Below are 15,559 nucleotides of genomic sequence, written 5' to 3'. Positions count from 1 at the left end.
TCCGCTCAGCCCCTGGCCGCCCGCTCGTACAGGGCCTTGGCCTTCTCGTCGTACAGCGCGGCCGTGGAGTCCACGTCCGTGTCCCCGCCGCTGAGCACCCCGATCAGCCGGCCGGGCTGCCCCGTGCCGCCGCGGTCGGCGATCCAGGGGCTGCCGCTGGTGCCGGTCCAGAAGCCCGAGCAGCTGATGTACAGCATGTCGGGGTCGTCGAGGTCGTGGCGGGTCTGGGTGGTGCAGGACACCGGCTTGTTCTGCGGGTTGTGCTCGGACTCCGGGTAGCCGACGACGGTGACCTCGCGCTCGTACCCGGAGGTCCAGTCGGGCACGGGCGCCTCGCCCTTGCCGCCGACGGCGTCCTGCACGCTGCGGCCGTCCTCGTCGGGCTCGATGGTGAGGAAGGCGAAGTCGGCGGTGTCGTCGCCCCACTTCGTCCAGCGTTCGTCGACGTGGATCGAGCGGACCTTCCACATGCCGAGGGGCTGGGTGCCGGAGCCCTCCCCGGAGAAGGCGGGCGCGAAGGAGAGCTCGCCGATGGCGAGGCCGTCGTGGGCGACCTCGCCGGGCACTCCGTCCTCGCCCGCCGGGGCGACGCAGTGGGCGGCGGTCGCGACGACGTTGCCCCTGGGGCTGTCGACCACGCTCGCCGTGCACCAGTGCTCCCCGTTGGCCATGAGCACGCCGACGGTGGGGAAGGGGTGCACCGGGCGCTCGCCGGGCGCCTTGAGGAACGCGACGGCGCACACCATCGCGATCCCCGCGGCGGCGGCCGCCGTGGCCCCCTTCACCGCCGGGCTCATCGCACGGCGGGGTCGGGTGTCGGTCCCTGCATCACCTTGCTGATCCACTCCAGGGAGCCCTCCCTCATTCCGCGTACGTACGACTTCCCGTTGTGCTCACCATCCTGGATCACCTGGAGCCGGGTGTGCACGGGGCCCCTGCCGTACTCGCGCATGAACCGCTCGGCCAGGTCGCGGCCGCTCTCCTTGGTGCCGATCTGGAAGTTGATCCAGACCTCCGGACCACCCTCCCTGATCAGCTTCTCGGCGAGCTTCTCGGGGTTGTTCTCGTCCATGGCCTGCCGGTTCCCCCTCCACAGCGGGGAGTCGGGGACGAAGTCGACGCCGCTGGCGATGACCGCCTTGAAGCGCTCGGGGTACTTCAGGACGTGCTTGAAGGCACCGAAGCCGCCCGAGGAGGAACCCATGAAGGCCCAGCCGTCGCGGGAGGTGAAGGTGCGGAAATTGGCCTTCGTGAAATCCGGGATGTCATCGGCCATCCAGGTGCCCATCTTCGGCTGGCCGGGGATGTCCGATCCGTCGAAGTGGTGCTTGGTGTCCGCGTTGATCACCGGCATGACGAGGATGAAGGGCAGGCTGGTGCCCGCCTTGACCCCGTCGATCACGGCCTGCTGGAGCCCGAGGCCGGGACCGGTGCCCCAGTAGTTCTTGGGGTAGCCGCGGCCGCCGGGCAGGGAGATCAGCACGGGGAAGGCGCTCTTGGCGTACTTCGGTTCGTCGTACTCCTTGGGCACCCACACCCACACGTCGCCCGTGAAGCCGGACTTCTGGCCGGTCAGGGTGGTCATCGCGATCTGCGTGCCGTCCGGCAGCCGGCTCGTGCGGGTGAACTCGGCCTTGGGGCCGGTGGGCATCAGCACCCCCGGGCGGATGTCCTCGGCGGCGGCCGACTCCTGGATCTTGCCGAAGGAGACCGGATCCCCCATGTCCGAGAAGAGGCCCGCCTTGTACGCCGCGCCGCCCCCGGCGGCGAGGGCGAGCGCGAGTCCGCCGCCGATCAGGATCTGGCGCCTGCGCGGGCGCCGGGGGCGACGGCCGCCCTTGGTCGTGGGGCCGCCGTCGCCTTGGTGGTCATACTGCACTGATTTGTTCCCGTTCCTTCTCCGGCGCCCTGGTTGGGCGCGGGTCGGACCGATTGGTCCCCCTTAACACCTGTACAGAGGTGTGAACGACCGTATGGGTTGCCTGGGACCGGGGCGACGTGGCGAGGGCCACGTGGCGGAGTCCGGCGACGGGCCGGGGGGCGGGTCCTGCCTGCGGGAACGGGAGGTGTTCGAACGTACGGGCCCCGGTCAGCCGGCCTCGGGCCTGGGGCCCTTCAGCACCTTGCTGACCCACTCCAGCGAGCCTTCCTTCATGCCGCGCACGTAGTGCCAGCCGTTGTGCTCGCCGTTCTGGATGTCGCGGATGGTCGTCTTGACCGGGCCGTTGCCGTACTGCTGCACGAACTTCGTCATCCGGTCCTTGCCGGACTCCTTCGTGCCGACCTGGAAGTTGATGTAGACGTCCGGGCCGCCGCTCGCGATCAGCTTCTCGGCGAGCTTCTCGGGGTTGTTGGCGTCCATCTCCGCCTGGTGGCCCTTCCAGAGCGGGGAGTCGGGGGTGATCTCTCCGCCGCTGGCGATCACGGCCTTGAACTTGTCCGGGTGCTGGAGGACCGTCTTCATGCCGACGAAGGCGCCCGAGGAGGAGCCCATGAAGGCCCAGCCGTCGCGGGACTTGTACGTACGGAAGTTGGCGCGGGCGAAGTCCGGGACGTCCTCGGCGATCCAGGTGCCCATCTTGGGCTGGCCGGGTATGTCGGCGCCGTCGTAGTAGTACTTGTTGTCCGGGTTGAGCACGGGCATGACCAGGACGAAGGGCAGGCTGGTGCCGGCCTGGACGCCCTCGGACACGGCCTTCTGGAGGCCGAGGCTGCGGTCGGCCCAGTAGTTGGTGGGGAAGCCGTTGCCGCCGGGGAGGGCGATGAGGACCGGGAAGGCGCTCTTGGCGTACTTCGGGTCGTCGTACTCCTTGGGGGCCCAGACCCAGACGTCGCCCTCGAACCCGGACTTGGCGCCGGCCAGGCGGGTCTTGGCGACGACCGTGCCGTCGTCGAGCCTGGTGGTCTGCTTGAAGTCGGACTTCGGGCCGGCCGGCATCTGCACGTCCGGGTCGCCGCTGGGCTTGGGCGGGGCGGAGGGCTCCGCCTGCTTCGCGCCGCCGCCGGAGACGCCGCCGGAGTCCGTGCCGCCGGCCGCGGGCGGGCTGGGCGTGCCGAAGCTGACGGCCTCGCCGTTGCCGGAGAACCAGTCCTTCTCGTAGGCGACGAAGCCGCCCCCGCCGAGGAGCAGCGCGCAGGCGACGCCCGCGCCGGTCCACATCGCGCGCCGGGACTTCCTGCGGCCCTGCCCCCGCTCGGGCTCGGGGCCGGACGACTGCTGCGGGTACTCGTGCACGGACTTCGCTCCGAACGATCGTGCCTGCCCCGGGCGGGACAGTGCGGGTGGGCATCCCCCTGCTTCTGATGCGCGGATCCTGCGAGAAGTTCCGGGCGCTCGCGAAAACCCGGCCGGAACATCAGGTTTCCGGCAGCTCACCTCAGGGTGTCGAGCACCTCGGCGCAGCGCCCCAGCAGCTCGATGAGCTGCGCCCGCTCCTGCTCCGTGAGGGCGGCGGCCAGGGCGGTCTCGACGCGGACGGCGCCGGTGTCGGCCAGCTCCATCGCGGCGCGGCCCTCCGGGGTGAGCCGGGTCTCCAGCACGTTGCGGTGCCACTCGTGGGGGGTCCGCTCGATGAGGCCGCGCTCGTGGAGGTTCTTCAGGACGGTGTTCATGGTGGGCGGTGTGACCCCGCAGAGCCGGGCGAGGGCGGCCGCCGAGATGCCCGGCTTCTCCGCCAGCCAGAGCAGGGCGGCGTACTGCGGAACCGTTACTGCCGCCGGCTTGCATGCGGCGTTCTTCGCCGCGAGGAGCGCCTGCTCGGCGCGCTTGATGTGCGCGCCGATGCGCTCCTCGGGAGGCATGGAGGTCATTGCGGCATCCTACGACCCTTGCCAGATATTAGAACTCTAATTACTCTGCGAACACGCCGATCAAGAAGGGTTCACCCATGCGCAAGCCCTCTCATGCCCTCGTCACCGCGGCGGCCGTCGCCCTGGCCGCGGCCCTGACCACGGCGGCCGCCCCCGCCCCCGCCGCCGCTCCCTCCGTCGGGACGGCGTTCACCCTCCCCGGCTCGAAGGTCTACCCGGAGGGCATAGCCTCCGACCCCCGCACCGGCACGGTGTACGTCGGCTCGTACGCGGACGGCACGGTGTACCGCGCCCGCCCGGGGGCCCGTACGGCCGAGGTGTTCCTCCCCTCCGGCACCGACGGCCGGCGCACGGCGAACGGGCTGCGCGTCGACGCGCGGGGCCGCCTGTGGGTCACGGACTCCACGGCCGGGGTGGCGGTGTACGACACGGCGACGGGCGCCCGCCTGGCCCGCTTCGACGCGGACGCCGCCGTCCCCCACTTCGTCAACGACCTGGTCATCACCCCGGACGGCACCGCCTACCTGACGGACAGCGTCCGCGCGGTGGTCTACCGGGTCACCCCCGGGCAGCTGCGCGCCGGCTCCGGCCCACTGACCGTGGCGTACGACCTGGGCCGGCACGTCACCCCGCCGCCGCCCGGCCGCTTCACGCTCAACGGCATCACCGCCGACCGGTCGGGCCGCTACCTGCTGACGGTCGACATGACCGCGGGCGAACTCCACCGCGTCGACCTGCGCACCGGCGCCCTGAGCCGGGTCGCCCTGACGGGCGGCGACCTGAAGGCCGCCGACGGCCTCCAGCTCTCCCCCACGGGCACCCTCCGGGCGGCCCACAACATCACCAACACCCTGACCCGCTGGCAGCTCACCCCGGACGGCACCCGGGCCCGCCTGACCCGCACCCTCACGGACCCGTCGCTCCAGATACCCACCACCCTGGCCCACACCCCGGGCCGCACCCTGGTGGTCCGCTCCCAGTTCGACAAGGACGGCCCGCTGACCCCCTCCACGGGCACCCCCACCACCTTCTCGGTGGCCGCGGTCCAGGGGTGGTGAACCCTCAGAGCCCCGTCAGGTGCTCCGGGCGGACCGGGGTCTTGTCCAGCTCCAGGCCCGTCGCGGCGCGGATGGCCGCGAGGACGGCCGGGGTGGACGACAGGGTCGGGGCCTCGCCGATGCCGCGGACGCCGTACGGGGCCTCCGGGTCGGCCAGTTCGAGGTAGTCGACCGGGATCGTCGGGGTGTCGAGGATGGTCGGGAGCAGGTAGTCGGTGAAGGAGGGGTTGCGCACCTTCGCGGTCTTCGGGTCCACGATGATCTCCTCCATCACCGCGACGCCCAGCCCCTGGACGGTGCCGCCCTGGATCTGGCCGACGACGGACAGCGGGTTGAGCGCCTTGCCCACGTCCTGCGCGACGGCCAGCTCCACGACCTTGACCAGGCCGAGTTCGGTGTCCACCTCCACCACCGCCCGGTGCGCGGCGAAGGCGTACTGCACGTGGCCCTTGCCCTGGCCGGTGACCCGGTCGAAGGGCTCGGTGGGGAAGTGCCGCCACTCCGCCTCGACCTCGACGGCCGCGTCCTCCAGGACGTCGGCGAGGGCCGCGAGTACCTCCCCGCCGGCGGTGACCACCTTGCCGCCCTCCAGGAGCAGCCCGTCGGACGCCCACGCCGGCTGCCGGGCGCCGAACTTGCGCCGGCCGATCTCCAGGACCCTCTCCCGGACGAGCTCGCAGGAGTTCTTCACCGAACCGCCGGTCATGTACGTCTGGCGGCCCGCCGAGGTCGAACCCGCCGAGCCCACCTGGGTGTCGGCGGGGTGGATGGTGACCTGCTGGACGCCGAGTTCGGTACGGGCGATCTGCGCGTGGATGGTGACACCGCCCTGGCCGACCTCCGCCATGGCCGTGTGCACCATCGCGACGGGCTCGCCGCCCATGACCTCCAGGCGCACCTTGGCCGTCGAGTAGTCGTCGAACCCCTCGGAGAAGGCGACGTTCTTGATGCCGACCGCGTAGCCGACGCCACGGACGATGCCCTCGCCGTGCGTGGTGTTGGACAGGCCGCCCGGCAGCGCGCGCAGGTCGGCCGGGCCGCCGGCGGTCTCCCACTGGCGCTGGGGCGGCAGCGGACGCTCCTTGACCATGCGCAGCAGTTCGGCGACCGGGGCGGGGTGGTGCACGACCTGCCCGGTGGGCATGACCGTGCCCTGCTCCATCGCGTTGAGCCGGCGGAACTCGACCGGGTCCATGCCCAGCTTCGCCGCGAGCCTGTCCATCTGGGCCTCGTACGCGAAGCAGGCCTGGACGGCGCCGAAGCCGCGCATCGCGCCGCAGGGCGGGTTGTTGGTGTAGAGGCCGACCGCCTCGATGTCCACGTCGTCGATGACGTACGGACCGGCCGAGAGGGACGCGGCGTTGCCGACGACCGAGGCCGTGGAGGAGGCGTAGGCGCCGCCGTCGAGCACGATCTTGCAGCGCATGTGCGTCAGTTTGCCGTCGCGGGTGGCGCCGTGCTCGTAGTACAGCTTCGCCGGGTGCCGGTGGACGTGGCCGAAGAAGGACTCGAAGCGGTTGTAGACCATCTTCACCGGCTTGCCCGTGCGCAGCGCGAGCACGGAGGCGAGGATCTGCATGGAGATGTCCTCGCGGCCGCCGAACGCGCCGCCGACGCCGGCCATCGTCATGCGGACCTTCTCCTCGGGCAGGCCGAGGACGGGGGCGATCTGCCGGAGGTCCGAGTGCAGCCACTGGGTGGCGACGTACAGGTCGACGCCCCCGTCCTCGGCGGGCACGGCGAGGCCGGACTCGGGGCCGAGGAAGGCCTGGTCCTGCATGCCGAAGGTGTACTCCCCGGTGACGATGACGTCGGCCCGCGCGGCGGCCGCGTCGGCGTCGCCGCGGACGATCGGCTGGCGGTGGACGATGTTGGGGTGCGGGACGTGGGCGCTGTGGTGGTCGTCGCGGTGCTCGTGGACGAGTACGGCGTCCGGGGCGAGCGCGGAGGCCTCGTCGGTGATGAGCGGCAGCTCCCGGTACTCGACCTTGATCTTCCCGGCGGCGCGGCGGGCGGTCTCGGGGTGGTCGGCGGCCACCAGGGCGACCGGCTCGCCGTGGTGGCGGACCTTGCCGTGGGCCAGCACCGGGGTGTCCTGGAACTCCATGCCGTAGTACTTCACGGGAGCCGGCAGGTCGTCGTACGTCATGACCGCGTGCACACCGGGGACGGCCAGGGCCTCGGCGACGTCGATGGAGACGATCTCGGCGTGCGCGACCGTGGACCGCAGGGTCTGGCCCCACAGCATGTCCTCGTGCCACATGTCCGAGGAGTACGCGAACTCGCCGGTGACCTTCAGGGTGCCGTCCGGGCGCAGCGTCGACTCGCCGATGCCGCCCCTGGTCCGGGAGCCCTGGGTGACGTTGGTGGGGATACCGCTGGTGGTGCCGGCCATCTTCGGACCGCCTCTCTCTGCGTGACGTGCCGGTGCCGCGACCCCCGTGCGCGGCATCCGGCTCCCGCGTGGCCGAAACCGCTGTCGGCCGCACGCAGAGCAGTAGACACAGGGCCCGAGGACGCGAGGCAGTCACCGATCCGTCAGAACCGGCCTCCCGGCCGCCTGTGGACGACCGTGCGTTCTTACCGCGCTGCCCCTGTGAACTGCGGTGATCCGGCCCCGGGAAGGGGCACCGCGTGAAAGGGTGGAGATCATGCGGCTGCGCGAACTCCTCGACAGCACCGACCTCGGGCTCCGTCTGCTCGTGGGCCGGGACTCCGGTGACGGCGTGCTGGACCGGGCCGTCCGCTCCGTCCCGACCATCGACCTGGCCGACCCCGGCCGTTTCCTCACCGGCGGGGAGCTGGTGCTCACCGGGCTCGCCTGGTGGCGGGGCGCCGGGGACGCCGAGGCGTTCGTGGGCGTCCTCGCGCGGGCGGGCGTCACGGCCCTGGCGGCCGGCGAGGTCGAGCACCGGCTCGTCCCGCACGACCTCGTACGGGCCTGCCGGCTGCACGGCCTGCCGCTCGTGGCGGTGCCGCCGGAGACCTCGTTCGCCGCGATCACCGAGCACGTCCTGCACCGTCTGCACCGCCGGGACGTCGGCAGCCTCGCCGCCGTGGTCGAACGCCACCGGCGGCTGCTCGCCGACCGGGCCGCGCCGGACTCCGTACTGGAGCTGCTGCGGCACAGCCTCGGCCTCGACGTGCGCGTGCTGTCGGCGACCGGGCGCCAGATCGCCGGCGCCCACCCCGCGCCGCACCCCAGGACGGCGGCCGCGCTGGCCGCCCGGTACCTCGCGGCCCGCCGTGCCCGCGAGGCGGCTCCGTACCGGGTCGAGGTCGGGGAGCGGAGCTACTCCCTCGTCCCGGTCCCGGGCGGCGCCGGGGACGCCGCCGAGCTGGGCGACTGGATGGCCGTGGTGGAGGCCGGCGTGTCCGGCCGGCCCGCGTGGGACGGGGAGCTCCTCGACCGGGTCGCCGAACTGCTCACCGACGCGCGCTGCGCGCACGAGAAGGCGAAGGCGGCCCGCCGCGACCTCGCCCGCCGCTCCCTCGACCTGGTGCGCAGCAGCATCCCGGCCGAAGAGATCCCGGTGCGGCTGCGCAGTACCGCGCAGGCCGTCATCAGCGGGGTCGGCCACTGGCCGCGCTGCCAGTACGTGGTGGCCCGCGGCGTCCCCGCCCCGGCGCTGCGCGTCCTCCTGGAGGAGGCGCTGGTCCAGGAGGACGGCCCGGTGGCGGTGTCCGCGGAGGACATCGCCGCCACCGTCGACGGCGACGAAGCCGTGCTCCTGGTCCTGGTCCCGGAGGCGGCCCTCGACTGCGGGGCCCTCCAGCGGCGGCTCTCGGCGGCTCTCGGGCGCTGGCTCGCCCCGTCGGAGGGGGTCGGCGTCGGCGTCAGCTCCCCGGTGGACGACCCCGGCGACGCCCGCCGGGCCCTGGGCGAGGCCCACAACGCGATGCGGGTCGCCTTCGAGGGGCCGGACCGGGTGACCGTACGCGGTCCCGGCGACCTGACCGCGCACGTCCTGTCGCTGCTGCCGCTCATCCCGGCGGACGCCCGCCGGGCCTTCGCGGCCCGCCACCTGGGGCCGCTGCGCGACCACGACCGCCGCCACCGGACGGAGCTGCTGGCCACGCTGGAGGCGTTCCTGGACCGCGACGCGTCCTGGACCAGGACGGCCGCCGAACTCCGCCTGCACGTGAACTCGTTGCGCCACCGCATCACCCGCATCGAGCAGCTGACGGGCACCGACCTGAGCCGGCTGGAGACCCGGCTGGACTTCCTGGCGGCCCTGCGGGCCGGCTGAGGCGCCGCCGGGCCGTCGGGCCGTCGGGCCGATGGGCCGTCGGGCCGATGGGCCGTCGGGCCGTCGGGCCGTCGGCGGAGCGGTCAGGCGGCGGCCACGCGCAGGACCACCGACAGGGAGCTGACGACCAGCAGGCCGAGGACGACCCGGCGGAAGCGCTCGGCGTTCAGGCGGTGGAAGGCCTTCTCTCCGACGAATATCCCGATGAGCAGGGCCGGCACCCCCACGAGGAGCATCTGCCCGACGGTCGCGGTGAGCTGGCCGCTGATGCCGAAACCGGCGAGCGCGGCCAGGCTGGTGCCGGAGAACACCACGCCCAGGGTGGCGCGCTGGACCCTGGGCTCCAGCTTCATGCTCTGGAACGCGGCGACCATCGGCGGGCCGTCGATGCCGGTGGCGGCGAAGGAGGCCCCGGAGAACATGCCCACGGCCATCACCGTCTTCAGGCCGCCGCCCAGCGCGATCTTCCGCCACACGATGAACGTGCCCAGCAGGACCACCGCCGTGATGACGAACAGCAGCACCCGCGAGGGGAGCGTGGCCAGCAGCCACACGCCGAACGGCACGCCGGCCAGCCCGGACAGCAGGGTGGCCGTCATCACGCGGCGGTCGACGTACCGCCAGTCGCGGACGGCGATCCACAGGCTGAGCGGGGCGGCCGTGATCCCGGCCACCACCACCGCGCTCGCCGGGTCGATGAGCAGCGCCAGGGGCGGGACGGCCACCAGGGAGAAGCCGAAGCCCGCCGTGGTGCGTACGACGGAGGCGGCGGCCAGCACCAGGAAGGCGCCGAGGAGGATCAGCATGGCGGCACCAGATCGTTCTCGCTGATGGTGTACGTCAGCGGGGGGTAGGTGAAGTCCGTCTCGTTGTTCTCACGGCGCCGCAGTCGGTAGAACTCGCGCCTCTGCTCGTCATCGGCCGGCACGAGGCGCGCACCCTGTGGGAGGTAGGGGTGTCCGTCGCGGAACCGGACGAGGGTCTTCGACGTTCGGAAGGTCACGCCGAGCCACTCGTTGTCCGCCGCCGGGACGGGCGCGTCCAGGACGATCCTGTGCCTGAACCGCCGGTTCGAGTCGACGGAGAACGCGACGACGCTGTTGTGGGCGAGGGGTACCTCGAACTTCTCCCCACCGTCCCCCTTCGGTTCGAAGACCAGTTTCCGCGGCGGACCCGCTTCGGGATGCCGGTAGCAGGAGAAGACGGCGATGAACGACTCGTCTGCCAGGTCGAGGGCCTGGTCGCAGTGGCCGCCCATGGTCCGGTAGGCGTTCGTGTAGCTCTCGATGAGGGCGTTGTTGAAGCCGGCCGGAAGCGCCGCGGATTCTTGGACCCGCCGCGCCAGCCGTTCGTGCACCGCCCGGAAACGCTGCGCCGGGGTGCCGTACCGGGTGGTGGTACGCACGAGGGGCACGCCGCCCGCCTCGTCGGCCCTGGTGAGCACGGCGCCGCGCCGGCCCTTCCCCACGTCTTCCCACCGGACCGACGCGGACAGTTCCGCGAAGAGGTCCTCCTCGGCCGGCAGGGCACACGAGAGGATCTCGTCCGGGATCCTAGATCCGAGGGGCAACGTAGTCTCCCGTGTTCATGCTGAAGAGGAATGCGTCGCCGTAGTCGACGAAGGACGAGGTCCTGTTCTCCTCCGCGTACAGCCTCCGCAGCTCGTCCATGCCCTCCGGTGTGGGCGGTCCCAGCCTCACCGGATCTCCGGCCGTCTTGAGGAACGTGTGCCCGTCCTTGTGAACGGCTTCGGCGCTCGAACAGCGCACCACGTATCCCAGCCGGGTCGGCAGCAGTCCGGCGTCCAGCCCCGAGGGCCGGATCTCGTGCGTGTACAGGCGGTTGGTGGACAGCGGCATGAAGAACACGGAGCCGGGATAGAGGGTCACGGTGAACTGCGGGGGCAGCGCGAGCCCGTCGCGTTCCCCGACCGGCTCCTTGAGGCGGAACCGGAGGCTGGTCAGCCCGCTGGCACCCTTCGCGCCGTAGTCGAAGGCGTCTTCGTCCAGGGGCTGCAGCTCGTCGAGCCGGTCGTAGAAGGTGCAGAAGGCCATGACCCCGTTGACGGGCATGTCCTTGGTCTTGTCCGCATGGGCCGAGATCTTCGCCTTGGACTGCTTGCGCCCGGCCGCGGCAAGGGTGTTGTGGTAGATCTGGGCGAGGACGTGGTTCAGCGGCGCCGGATTCCGGAAGACGACGGCGGCCTCACGGTTCAGGGCCTCGACGATCTCCGTGTCCGTCGGGCGGAAGCCCTCGGTCGGCCCCGAGAGGTTCGTGGAGCACCGGAGCAGGCGGAAGTGCAGTTCGTCGCCGTCCCGCGTGACGGGCGTCAGATAGATTCCGCTGCGATGGGCCGTTCCGGGCTTGGTGGACTCCGTCAGGGACTGGAACTCGTGCTCCGAGCTGATCCGCCCGAAGTGACCGGCGCCGGGGTCGAAGAACCGGCGGTAGTACACGCCGGCGCCGTGCACGCGGACGGGTACCCGGCCGAGGCCGACGGGGGTCCAGGGCCCGCCGGCGTCCCCGCGGTGGCCGTGCGACAGCTCCCGGACGACGAACACCCGGTCCGCCCCGTCCAGTCGGCGGGCGTTGACCGCGGATACGTCACCACACAGGTAGACGGTCCTCCGCCCGGGGTCGAACGAACCCGAGGCAAGGTCCTCCGGCGTGATCACGGACCCGAAGAACTCCCTGACCAGGCCACCGTCCCGCAGCGCCGAAGGCGCGACCAGGACATTGCCCGCGTCCTCGATCCGGGCTTCCGCGGTCTCTGCCGTAATCATCACAGCCCCTCCCCACTGCGGACGTGAACGATCAAGCTAACCCACGAATACGGCGACCGGTCCAGACGGTGCGAGTTCATCCAGACCGAGTGGAGAGCCAGGGGTGTCCACGTGGGACACCGGTTCACCGTCCACGAGACCTGATTGCCGTGGGTGGCCGGTTACGGCGCGGCCGGTTGCCGAAAATCCTCCGGCCGGGATCGCTGGCTCTCAGGCTTGAGCTGTGGGCCGCTACCGTGAAGCCATGACCGCACTGCCCGACTGGATGCGCCCGCCGCGCGCGGAAGGCTGGTTCGCGGAGGACCTCGACCGCCTCCCCGAGGCACCCCGCCACACCGAGCTGATCGATGGAGCCCTCGTCTTCACGATGTCGCCCCAGCGGTGGTGGCACGGCCACCTCGTCACCATGCTCACCGTCGCACTCATGGAGCAGGTGCCCGCCGACACCAGGGTCGGCCGCGAGATGACCATCAAGCTCGACCCGCGCAACCGTCCCGAAGCGGACCTGCTGGTGACGACGGCCGATTTCGACGGCGATCGCACCTGGTTCGCACCGGAGGACGTCCAGCTCGTCATCGAGGTCGTCTCTCCGGAGTCCGCCCATCGCGCTCGCACAGTAAAGCTCCGCAAGTACGCCGAGGCCGGCATCCCCCACTACTGGTGCATCGAGGACGAGGACGGCGCACCCGTCGTCCACGTCTACGAGCTCGACGAACCCACCGGCGCATACGCGCCCGCCGGGATCTTCCGGGGCACCCTCCAGCGCCCGGTCCCCTTCGAGGTCACCCTGGACCTCGACAAGCTCACGCCGCCCCGAAGCAGCTGAAAAGCCGGCACGGGGATGCGGACCGGGTCGGACTCCCCAGAGTCCGACCCCTTCTGACCTGCACGTTTGACGAAGCGACTACACCTTCACCTGAATGCCCCTGCCGCGTTGCACCCCATCCGCCCCGGTCATCGCATGGAGTGGGAACCCGAGCCCGCGCGGGGCCACCGGAAGGCAGGAAAGGGCGCTATGTACGTTCGCAGCATCTATGCAACGGGTGATCCGGCCGAGCTCGACGGGGTCGCCGAGGCGCTCCGGACCGATGGGCGTGCGCTGCTGTCGGCGCAACCGGGCTTTCGCGGGATGGGGCTGTTCGCCGACCGCGAGCTCGGCAAGCTCCTGGTGGGATCGTGGTGGGAGGACGAGGCCTCCCGGCAGGCCAGCTACGAGAACCTGAGCAAGCGGCGGGCCGAGATGATGGCCCCCTTCGCGCAGACCGTGACGGTCGACAACTGGGAAGCGGCGGTCGCCCGGCGCGCAGAGGAACTCGGCACGGGCGCGGGGTTCCGGCTGGTCCACATGGACGTCGAGCCGGCCGACATCGACCTGCTGGTGGACACGTTCCGCGACACCTCACTGCCCAAGGTCCAGAAGATCCCCGGACTGGCCGGCATCTCCCTGCTCATCGATCGCGACCGGGGCAGAGCCGCCGTCGGTGCGCTCTACGCCGACGGCGACGCACTCGTGGCATCCCGTGGCGCCGTCGCGGCGGTCCGCGGAGAGGCCACGGCGAAGGCTCGCGCAACCACCCGCAGCCTCGAGGAATTCGAGGTGGTCCTGGCCACGGCGGTACCCCACGCCTGAGCCTGCCTCCGCTTCCGCGATCGCGAGTCAGCACCAAGTCGGCATGGGCATGCAGAAGGGGTCGAACTCGACGAGTCCGGCCCCTTCTGACCTGCACGCTTGCGAAATCAGTCCATCGGCCGGGGGCGTGGCTCGTACGCGGATGCCCCTGCACGCCGCAGGGCCTCGGGATCTCCGTCCCCGGAATCAGCCACCCAATCGGCGGCTCATCCCAACGAGTGCACGCAACCCACGTTGTGTACACATGGCACACTCGGTACCTTTGAGGCATGACTCAGCCGCTGCCCATAGAGTCCATTCGCGACGTACGCGCCCACTTGGCCGAAGTCGTCGAACGGGCCGACCGTGACGACGTGCCCACTGTCATCACCCGCCGCGGCAAGCAAGTCGCCGCCGTGGTCTCGATCGAGGTGCTGCGCAAGTACCAGGAGTGGGAAGAACGCGAGATCAACCGCATCATCGACGAGCGCATGGCGAACCCGGCCGCCGGCGTCCCGATCGAGGACGTGATGAGGGAGACCCTGGCGCGCAGTGAGTGACTACCACACGGTGTTCCGACCCGAGGCCCAGGCCGAGCTGCGCAAGATCCCGCGTGACATGGCGCTTCGCACCCTGGCCAAACTGACAGAGCTGGAGAGCGACCCCTTCGGCTTCAACACCACGGCACTCGTATCCCAGCCTGAGCGCCGCCGCCTACGGGTCGGCGACTACCGTGTCATCTACACGATCGACAACGGGGAGCTGGTGGTGTGGGTCGTACACGTCGGACACCGCTCCACGGTCCACGACACTTAGCTGCTCCCGGTCCTGCGGACTGTTGCGGACAGCAGAAGGGCCTGACCTGCATCCTCGCAGGTCAGGCCGCATCTGGATACGCGATCAGACGTTGAAGCGGAACTCCACCACGTCGCCGTCCTGCATGACGTAGTCCTTGCCCTCCATGCGGGCCTTGCCCTTGGCGCGGGCCTCGGTGACCGAGCCGCAGTCGACCAGGTCCGCGAAGGAGATGACCTCGGCCTTGATGAAGCCGCGCTGGAAGTCGGTGTGGATCACGCCGGCCGCCTCGGGGGCGGTGGCGCCCTGCTTGATGGTCCAGGCGCGGGTTTCCTTCGGGCCGGCCGTCAGGTACGTCTGGAGGCCCAGGGTGGCGAAGCCGACGCGGCCGAGGGTGGCGAGGCCGGGCTCCTCCTGGCCGACCGACTGGAGGAGTTCGAGGGCCTCCTCGTCGTCCAGCTCCGCGAGGTCCGCCTCCAGCTTCGCGTTCAGGAAGATCGCCTCGGCCGGGGCGACCAGGGCGGCCTGCTCCGCCTTGAAGGCCTCGTCCGTCAGCTCGTCCTCGTCCACGTTGAAGACGTAGAGGAAGGGCTTGGTCGTGAGCAGGTGGAGCTCGTGGAGGAGGTCGCCCTGCTCCGTTCCCTTGGTGATGCCCTTGGAGAAGAGGGTGTCGCCGGCTTCGAGGATCTTCTTGGCCTCGACGACCGCCGCCAGGACCGCGACCTTCTCCTTCTGGAGACGGGATTCCTTCGTCAGGCGCGGCTCGGCCTTCTCGATGGACTGGAGGTCGGCGAGGATCAGCTCGGTGTTGATCGTCTCGATGTCGTCCTTGGGCGAGACCTTGCCGTCGACGTGGACGACGTTCTCGTCCTTGAAGGCGCGGATGACCTGGCAGATCGCGTCCGACTCGCGGATGTTCGCCAGGAACTTGTTGCCCAGGCCCTCGCCCTCCGAGGCGCCGCGCACGATGCCCGCGATGTCGACGAAGTCGACCGTGGCGGGCAGAACGCGCTGCGAGCCGAAGATCTCGGCCAGCTTGGCCAGGCGGGGGTCCGGGACGCCCACCACGCCGATGTTCGGCTCGATGGTGGCGAACGGGTAGTTGGCCGCCAGCACGTCGTTCTTGGTCAGGGCGTTGAACAGGGTCGACTTGCCGACATTCGGCAGGCCGACGATTCCGATCGTGAGCGACACGTTGGCGACTTCCCGTAGCTGGAGGGGGCGGCGGCCCGGAGGTGGGCCACCGGACAGTTT

At 71.0% G+C, this 15,559-nt stretch carries 15 protein-coding genes; 6 read left to right on the top strand and 9 right to left on the bottom strand.

Annotated features, from left to right (window positions below; all coding sequences use genetic code 11):
- Positions 1-5: 5 nt before the first annotated feature.
- The 4 genes from ACZ7IF_RS30605 to ACZ7IF_RS30590 all read right to left on the bottom strand — a co-directional run bounded on the left by ACZ7IF_RS30605 (position 6) and on the right by ACZ7IF_RS30590 (position 3,810).
- The gene (locus tag ACZ7IF_RS30605) at positions 6-785 is read right to left on the bottom strand and encodes a trypsin-like serine peptidase (RefSeq protein ID WP_470977973.1); all 780 of its coding nucleotides are present in this window, start codon (positions 783-785) and stop codon (positions 6-8) included.
- An 8-nt stretch (positions 786-793) separates the two neighbouring features.
- Positions 794-1,879, bottom strand: coding sequence for an alpha/beta hydrolase (locus ACZ7IF_RS30600; protein WP_470977970.1), 1,086 nt, complete (start codon positions 1,877-1,879; stop codon positions 794-796).
- Between the two features lie 210 nt (positions 1,880-2,089).
- On the bottom strand, positions 2,090-3,235 hold the full coding sequence (locus tag ACZ7IF_RS30595; protein ID WP_470977969.1) for an alpha/beta hydrolase: 1,146 nt from the start codon (positions 3,233-3,235) through the stop codon (positions 2,090-2,092).
- A gap of 137 nt (positions 3,236-3,372) precedes the next feature.
- Positions 3,373-3,810, bottom strand: a complete 438-nt coding sequence (locus tag ACZ7IF_RS30590) for a MarR family winged helix-turn-helix transcriptional regulator (RefSeq protein WP_470977967.1) — start codon at positions 3,808-3,810, stop codon at positions 3,373-3,375.
- Between the two features lie 77 nt (positions 3,811-3,887).
- On the opposite strand from ACZ7IF_RS30590, the gene ACZ7IF_RS30585 reads away from it, so the two are divergent.
- The gene (locus tag ACZ7IF_RS30585; protein ID WP_470977964.1) at positions 3,888-4,868 is read left to right on the top strand and encodes an SMP-30/gluconolactonase/LRE family protein; all 981 of its coding nucleotides are present in this window, start codon (positions 3,888-3,890) and stop codon (positions 4,866-4,868) included.
- Positions 4,869-4,872: 4 nt separating this feature from the next.
- On the opposite strand, the gene ACZ7IF_RS30580 is transcribed toward ACZ7IF_RS30585, so the two are convergent.
- On the bottom strand, positions 4,873-7,263 hold the full coding sequence (locus ACZ7IF_RS30580) for a xanthine dehydrogenase family protein molybdopterin-binding subunit (RefSeq protein WP_470977961.1): 2,391 nt from the start codon (positions 7,261-7,263) through the stop codon (positions 4,873-4,875).
- Positions 7,264-7,519: 256 nt separating this feature from the next.
- On the opposite strand from ACZ7IF_RS30580, the gene ACZ7IF_RS30575 reads away from it, so the two are divergent.
- The gene (locus tag ACZ7IF_RS30575) at positions 7,520-9,118 is read left to right on the top strand and encodes a PucR family transcriptional regulator (protein WP_470978097.1); all 1,599 of its coding nucleotides are present in this window, start codon (positions 7,520-7,522) and stop codon (positions 9,116-9,118) included.
- A gap of 83 nt (positions 9,119-9,201) precedes the next feature.
- Here ACZ7IF_RS30575 and ACZ7IF_RS30570 read toward each other — a convergent pair whose 3' ends face one another.
- The 3 genes from ACZ7IF_RS30570 to ACZ7IF_RS30560 are packed head-to-tail and all read right to left on the bottom strand — an operon-like array spanning position 9,202 to position 11,901.
- The gene (locus ACZ7IF_RS30570) at positions 9,202-9,924 is read right to left on the bottom strand and encodes a sulfite exporter TauE/SafE family protein (RefSeq protein ID WP_470977958.1); all 723 of its coding nucleotides are present in this window, start codon (positions 9,922-9,924) and stop codon (positions 9,202-9,204) included.
- Positions 9,918-10,688: an alpha-ketoglutarate-dependent dioxygenase AlkB gene (locus tag ACZ7IF_RS30565; protein WP_470977956.1), complete on the bottom strand. Its 771-nt coding sequence runs from the start codon at positions 10,686-10,688 to the stop codon at positions 9,918-9,920. The genes ACZ7IF_RS30570 and ACZ7IF_RS30565 overlap by 7 nt, the downstream gene beginning before the upstream one ends.
- Entirely contained in the window at positions 10,672-11,901 is a 1,230-nt protein-coding gene (locus ACZ7IF_RS30560) for a hypothetical protein (RefSeq protein ID WP_470977954.1), read from the bottom strand. Before ACZ7IF_RS30560 ends, ACZ7IF_RS30565 begins: the two co-directional genes overlap by 17 nt.
- A 244-nt stretch (positions 11,902-12,145) precedes the next feature.
- On the opposite strand from ACZ7IF_RS30560, the gene ACZ7IF_RS30555 reads away from it, so the two are divergent.
- The 4 genes from ACZ7IF_RS30555 to ACZ7IF_RS30540 all read left to right on the top strand — a co-directional run bounded on the left by ACZ7IF_RS30555 (position 12,146) and on the right by ACZ7IF_RS30540 (position 14,326).
- Positions 12,146-12,727 (top strand): Uma2 family endonuclease, encoded by a 582-nt coding sequence (locus ACZ7IF_RS30555; RefSeq protein WP_470977951.1) that lies wholly within the window; start codon positions 12,146-12,148, stop codon positions 12,725-12,727.
- Between the two features lie 189 nt (positions 12,728-12,916).
- A complete protein-coding gene (locus ACZ7IF_RS30550) occupies positions 12,917-13,531 on the top strand; it encodes an antibiotic biosynthesis monooxygenase (protein WP_470977948.1) in 615 nt (204 codons plus the stop codon).
- Positions 13,532-13,800: 269 nt separating this feature from the next.
- Complete coding sequence (locus tag ACZ7IF_RS30545; protein ID WP_030207779.1) at positions 13,801-14,070, top strand: type II toxin-antitoxin system Phd/YefM family antitoxin; 270 nt, start codon at positions 13,801-13,803, stop codon at positions 14,068-14,070.
- Entirely contained in the window at positions 14,063-14,326 is a 264-nt protein-coding gene (locus tag ACZ7IF_RS30540) for a type II toxin-antitoxin system RelE family toxin (RefSeq protein WP_470977945.1), read from the top strand. The genes ACZ7IF_RS30545 and ACZ7IF_RS30540 overlap by 8 nt, the downstream gene beginning before the upstream one ends.
- Positions 14,327-14,410: 84 nt before the next feature.
- On the opposite strand, the gene ychF is transcribed toward ACZ7IF_RS30540, so the two are convergent.
- Positions 14,411-15,499: a redox-regulated ATPase YchF gene (gene ychF, locus ACZ7IF_RS30535; protein WP_470977943.1), complete on the bottom strand. Its 1,089-nt coding sequence runs from the start codon at positions 15,497-15,499 to the stop codon at positions 14,411-14,413.
- Between the last annotated feature and the right edge of the window lie 60 nt (positions 15,500-15,559).

The sequence above is a fragment of the Streptomyces sp. NPDC037421 genome, assembly GCF_055602105.1.
Note: the sequence above shows the minus strand (reverse complement) of the source record. Positions and strands in the feature narration are given on the sequence as shown.

Coding starts and splice junctions, on each gene's coding strand:
- ACZ7IF_RS30590 (WP_470977967.1), bottom strand. CDS start 3,810: ATGACCTCCATGCCTCCCGAGGAGCGCATCGGCGCGCACATCAAGCGC.
- ACZ7IF_RS30550 (WP_470977948.1), top strand. CDS start 12,917: ATGTACGTTCGCAGCATCTATGCAACGGGTGATCCGGCCGAGCTCGAC.
- ACZ7IF_RS30585 (WP_470977964.1), top strand. CDS start 3,888: ATGCGCAAGCCCTCTCATGCCCTCGTCACCGCGGCGGCCGTCGCCCTG.
- ACZ7IF_RS30570 (WP_470977958.1), bottom strand. CDS start 9,924: ATGCTGATCCTCCTCGGCGCCTTCCTGGTGCTGGCCGCCGCCTCCGTC.
- ACZ7IF_RS30545 (WP_030207779.1), top strand. CDS start 13,801: ATGACTCAGCCGCTGCCCATAGAGTCCATTCGCGACGTACGCGCCCAC.
- ACZ7IF_RS30580 (WP_470977961.1), bottom strand. CDS start 7,263: ATGGCCGGCACCACCAGCGGTATCCCCACCAACGTCACCCAGGGCTCC.
- ACZ7IF_RS30555 (WP_470977951.1), top strand. CDS start 12,146: ATGACCGCACTGCCCGACTGGATGCGCCCGCCGCGCGCGGAAGGCTGG.
- ACZ7IF_RS30560 (WP_470977954.1), bottom strand. CDS start 11,901: ATGATTACGGCAGAGACCGCGGAAGCCCGGATCGAGGACGCGGGCAAT.
- ACZ7IF_RS30575 (WP_470978097.1), top strand. CDS start 7,520: ATGCGGCTGCGCGAACTCCTCGACAGCACCGACCTCGGGCTCCGTCTG.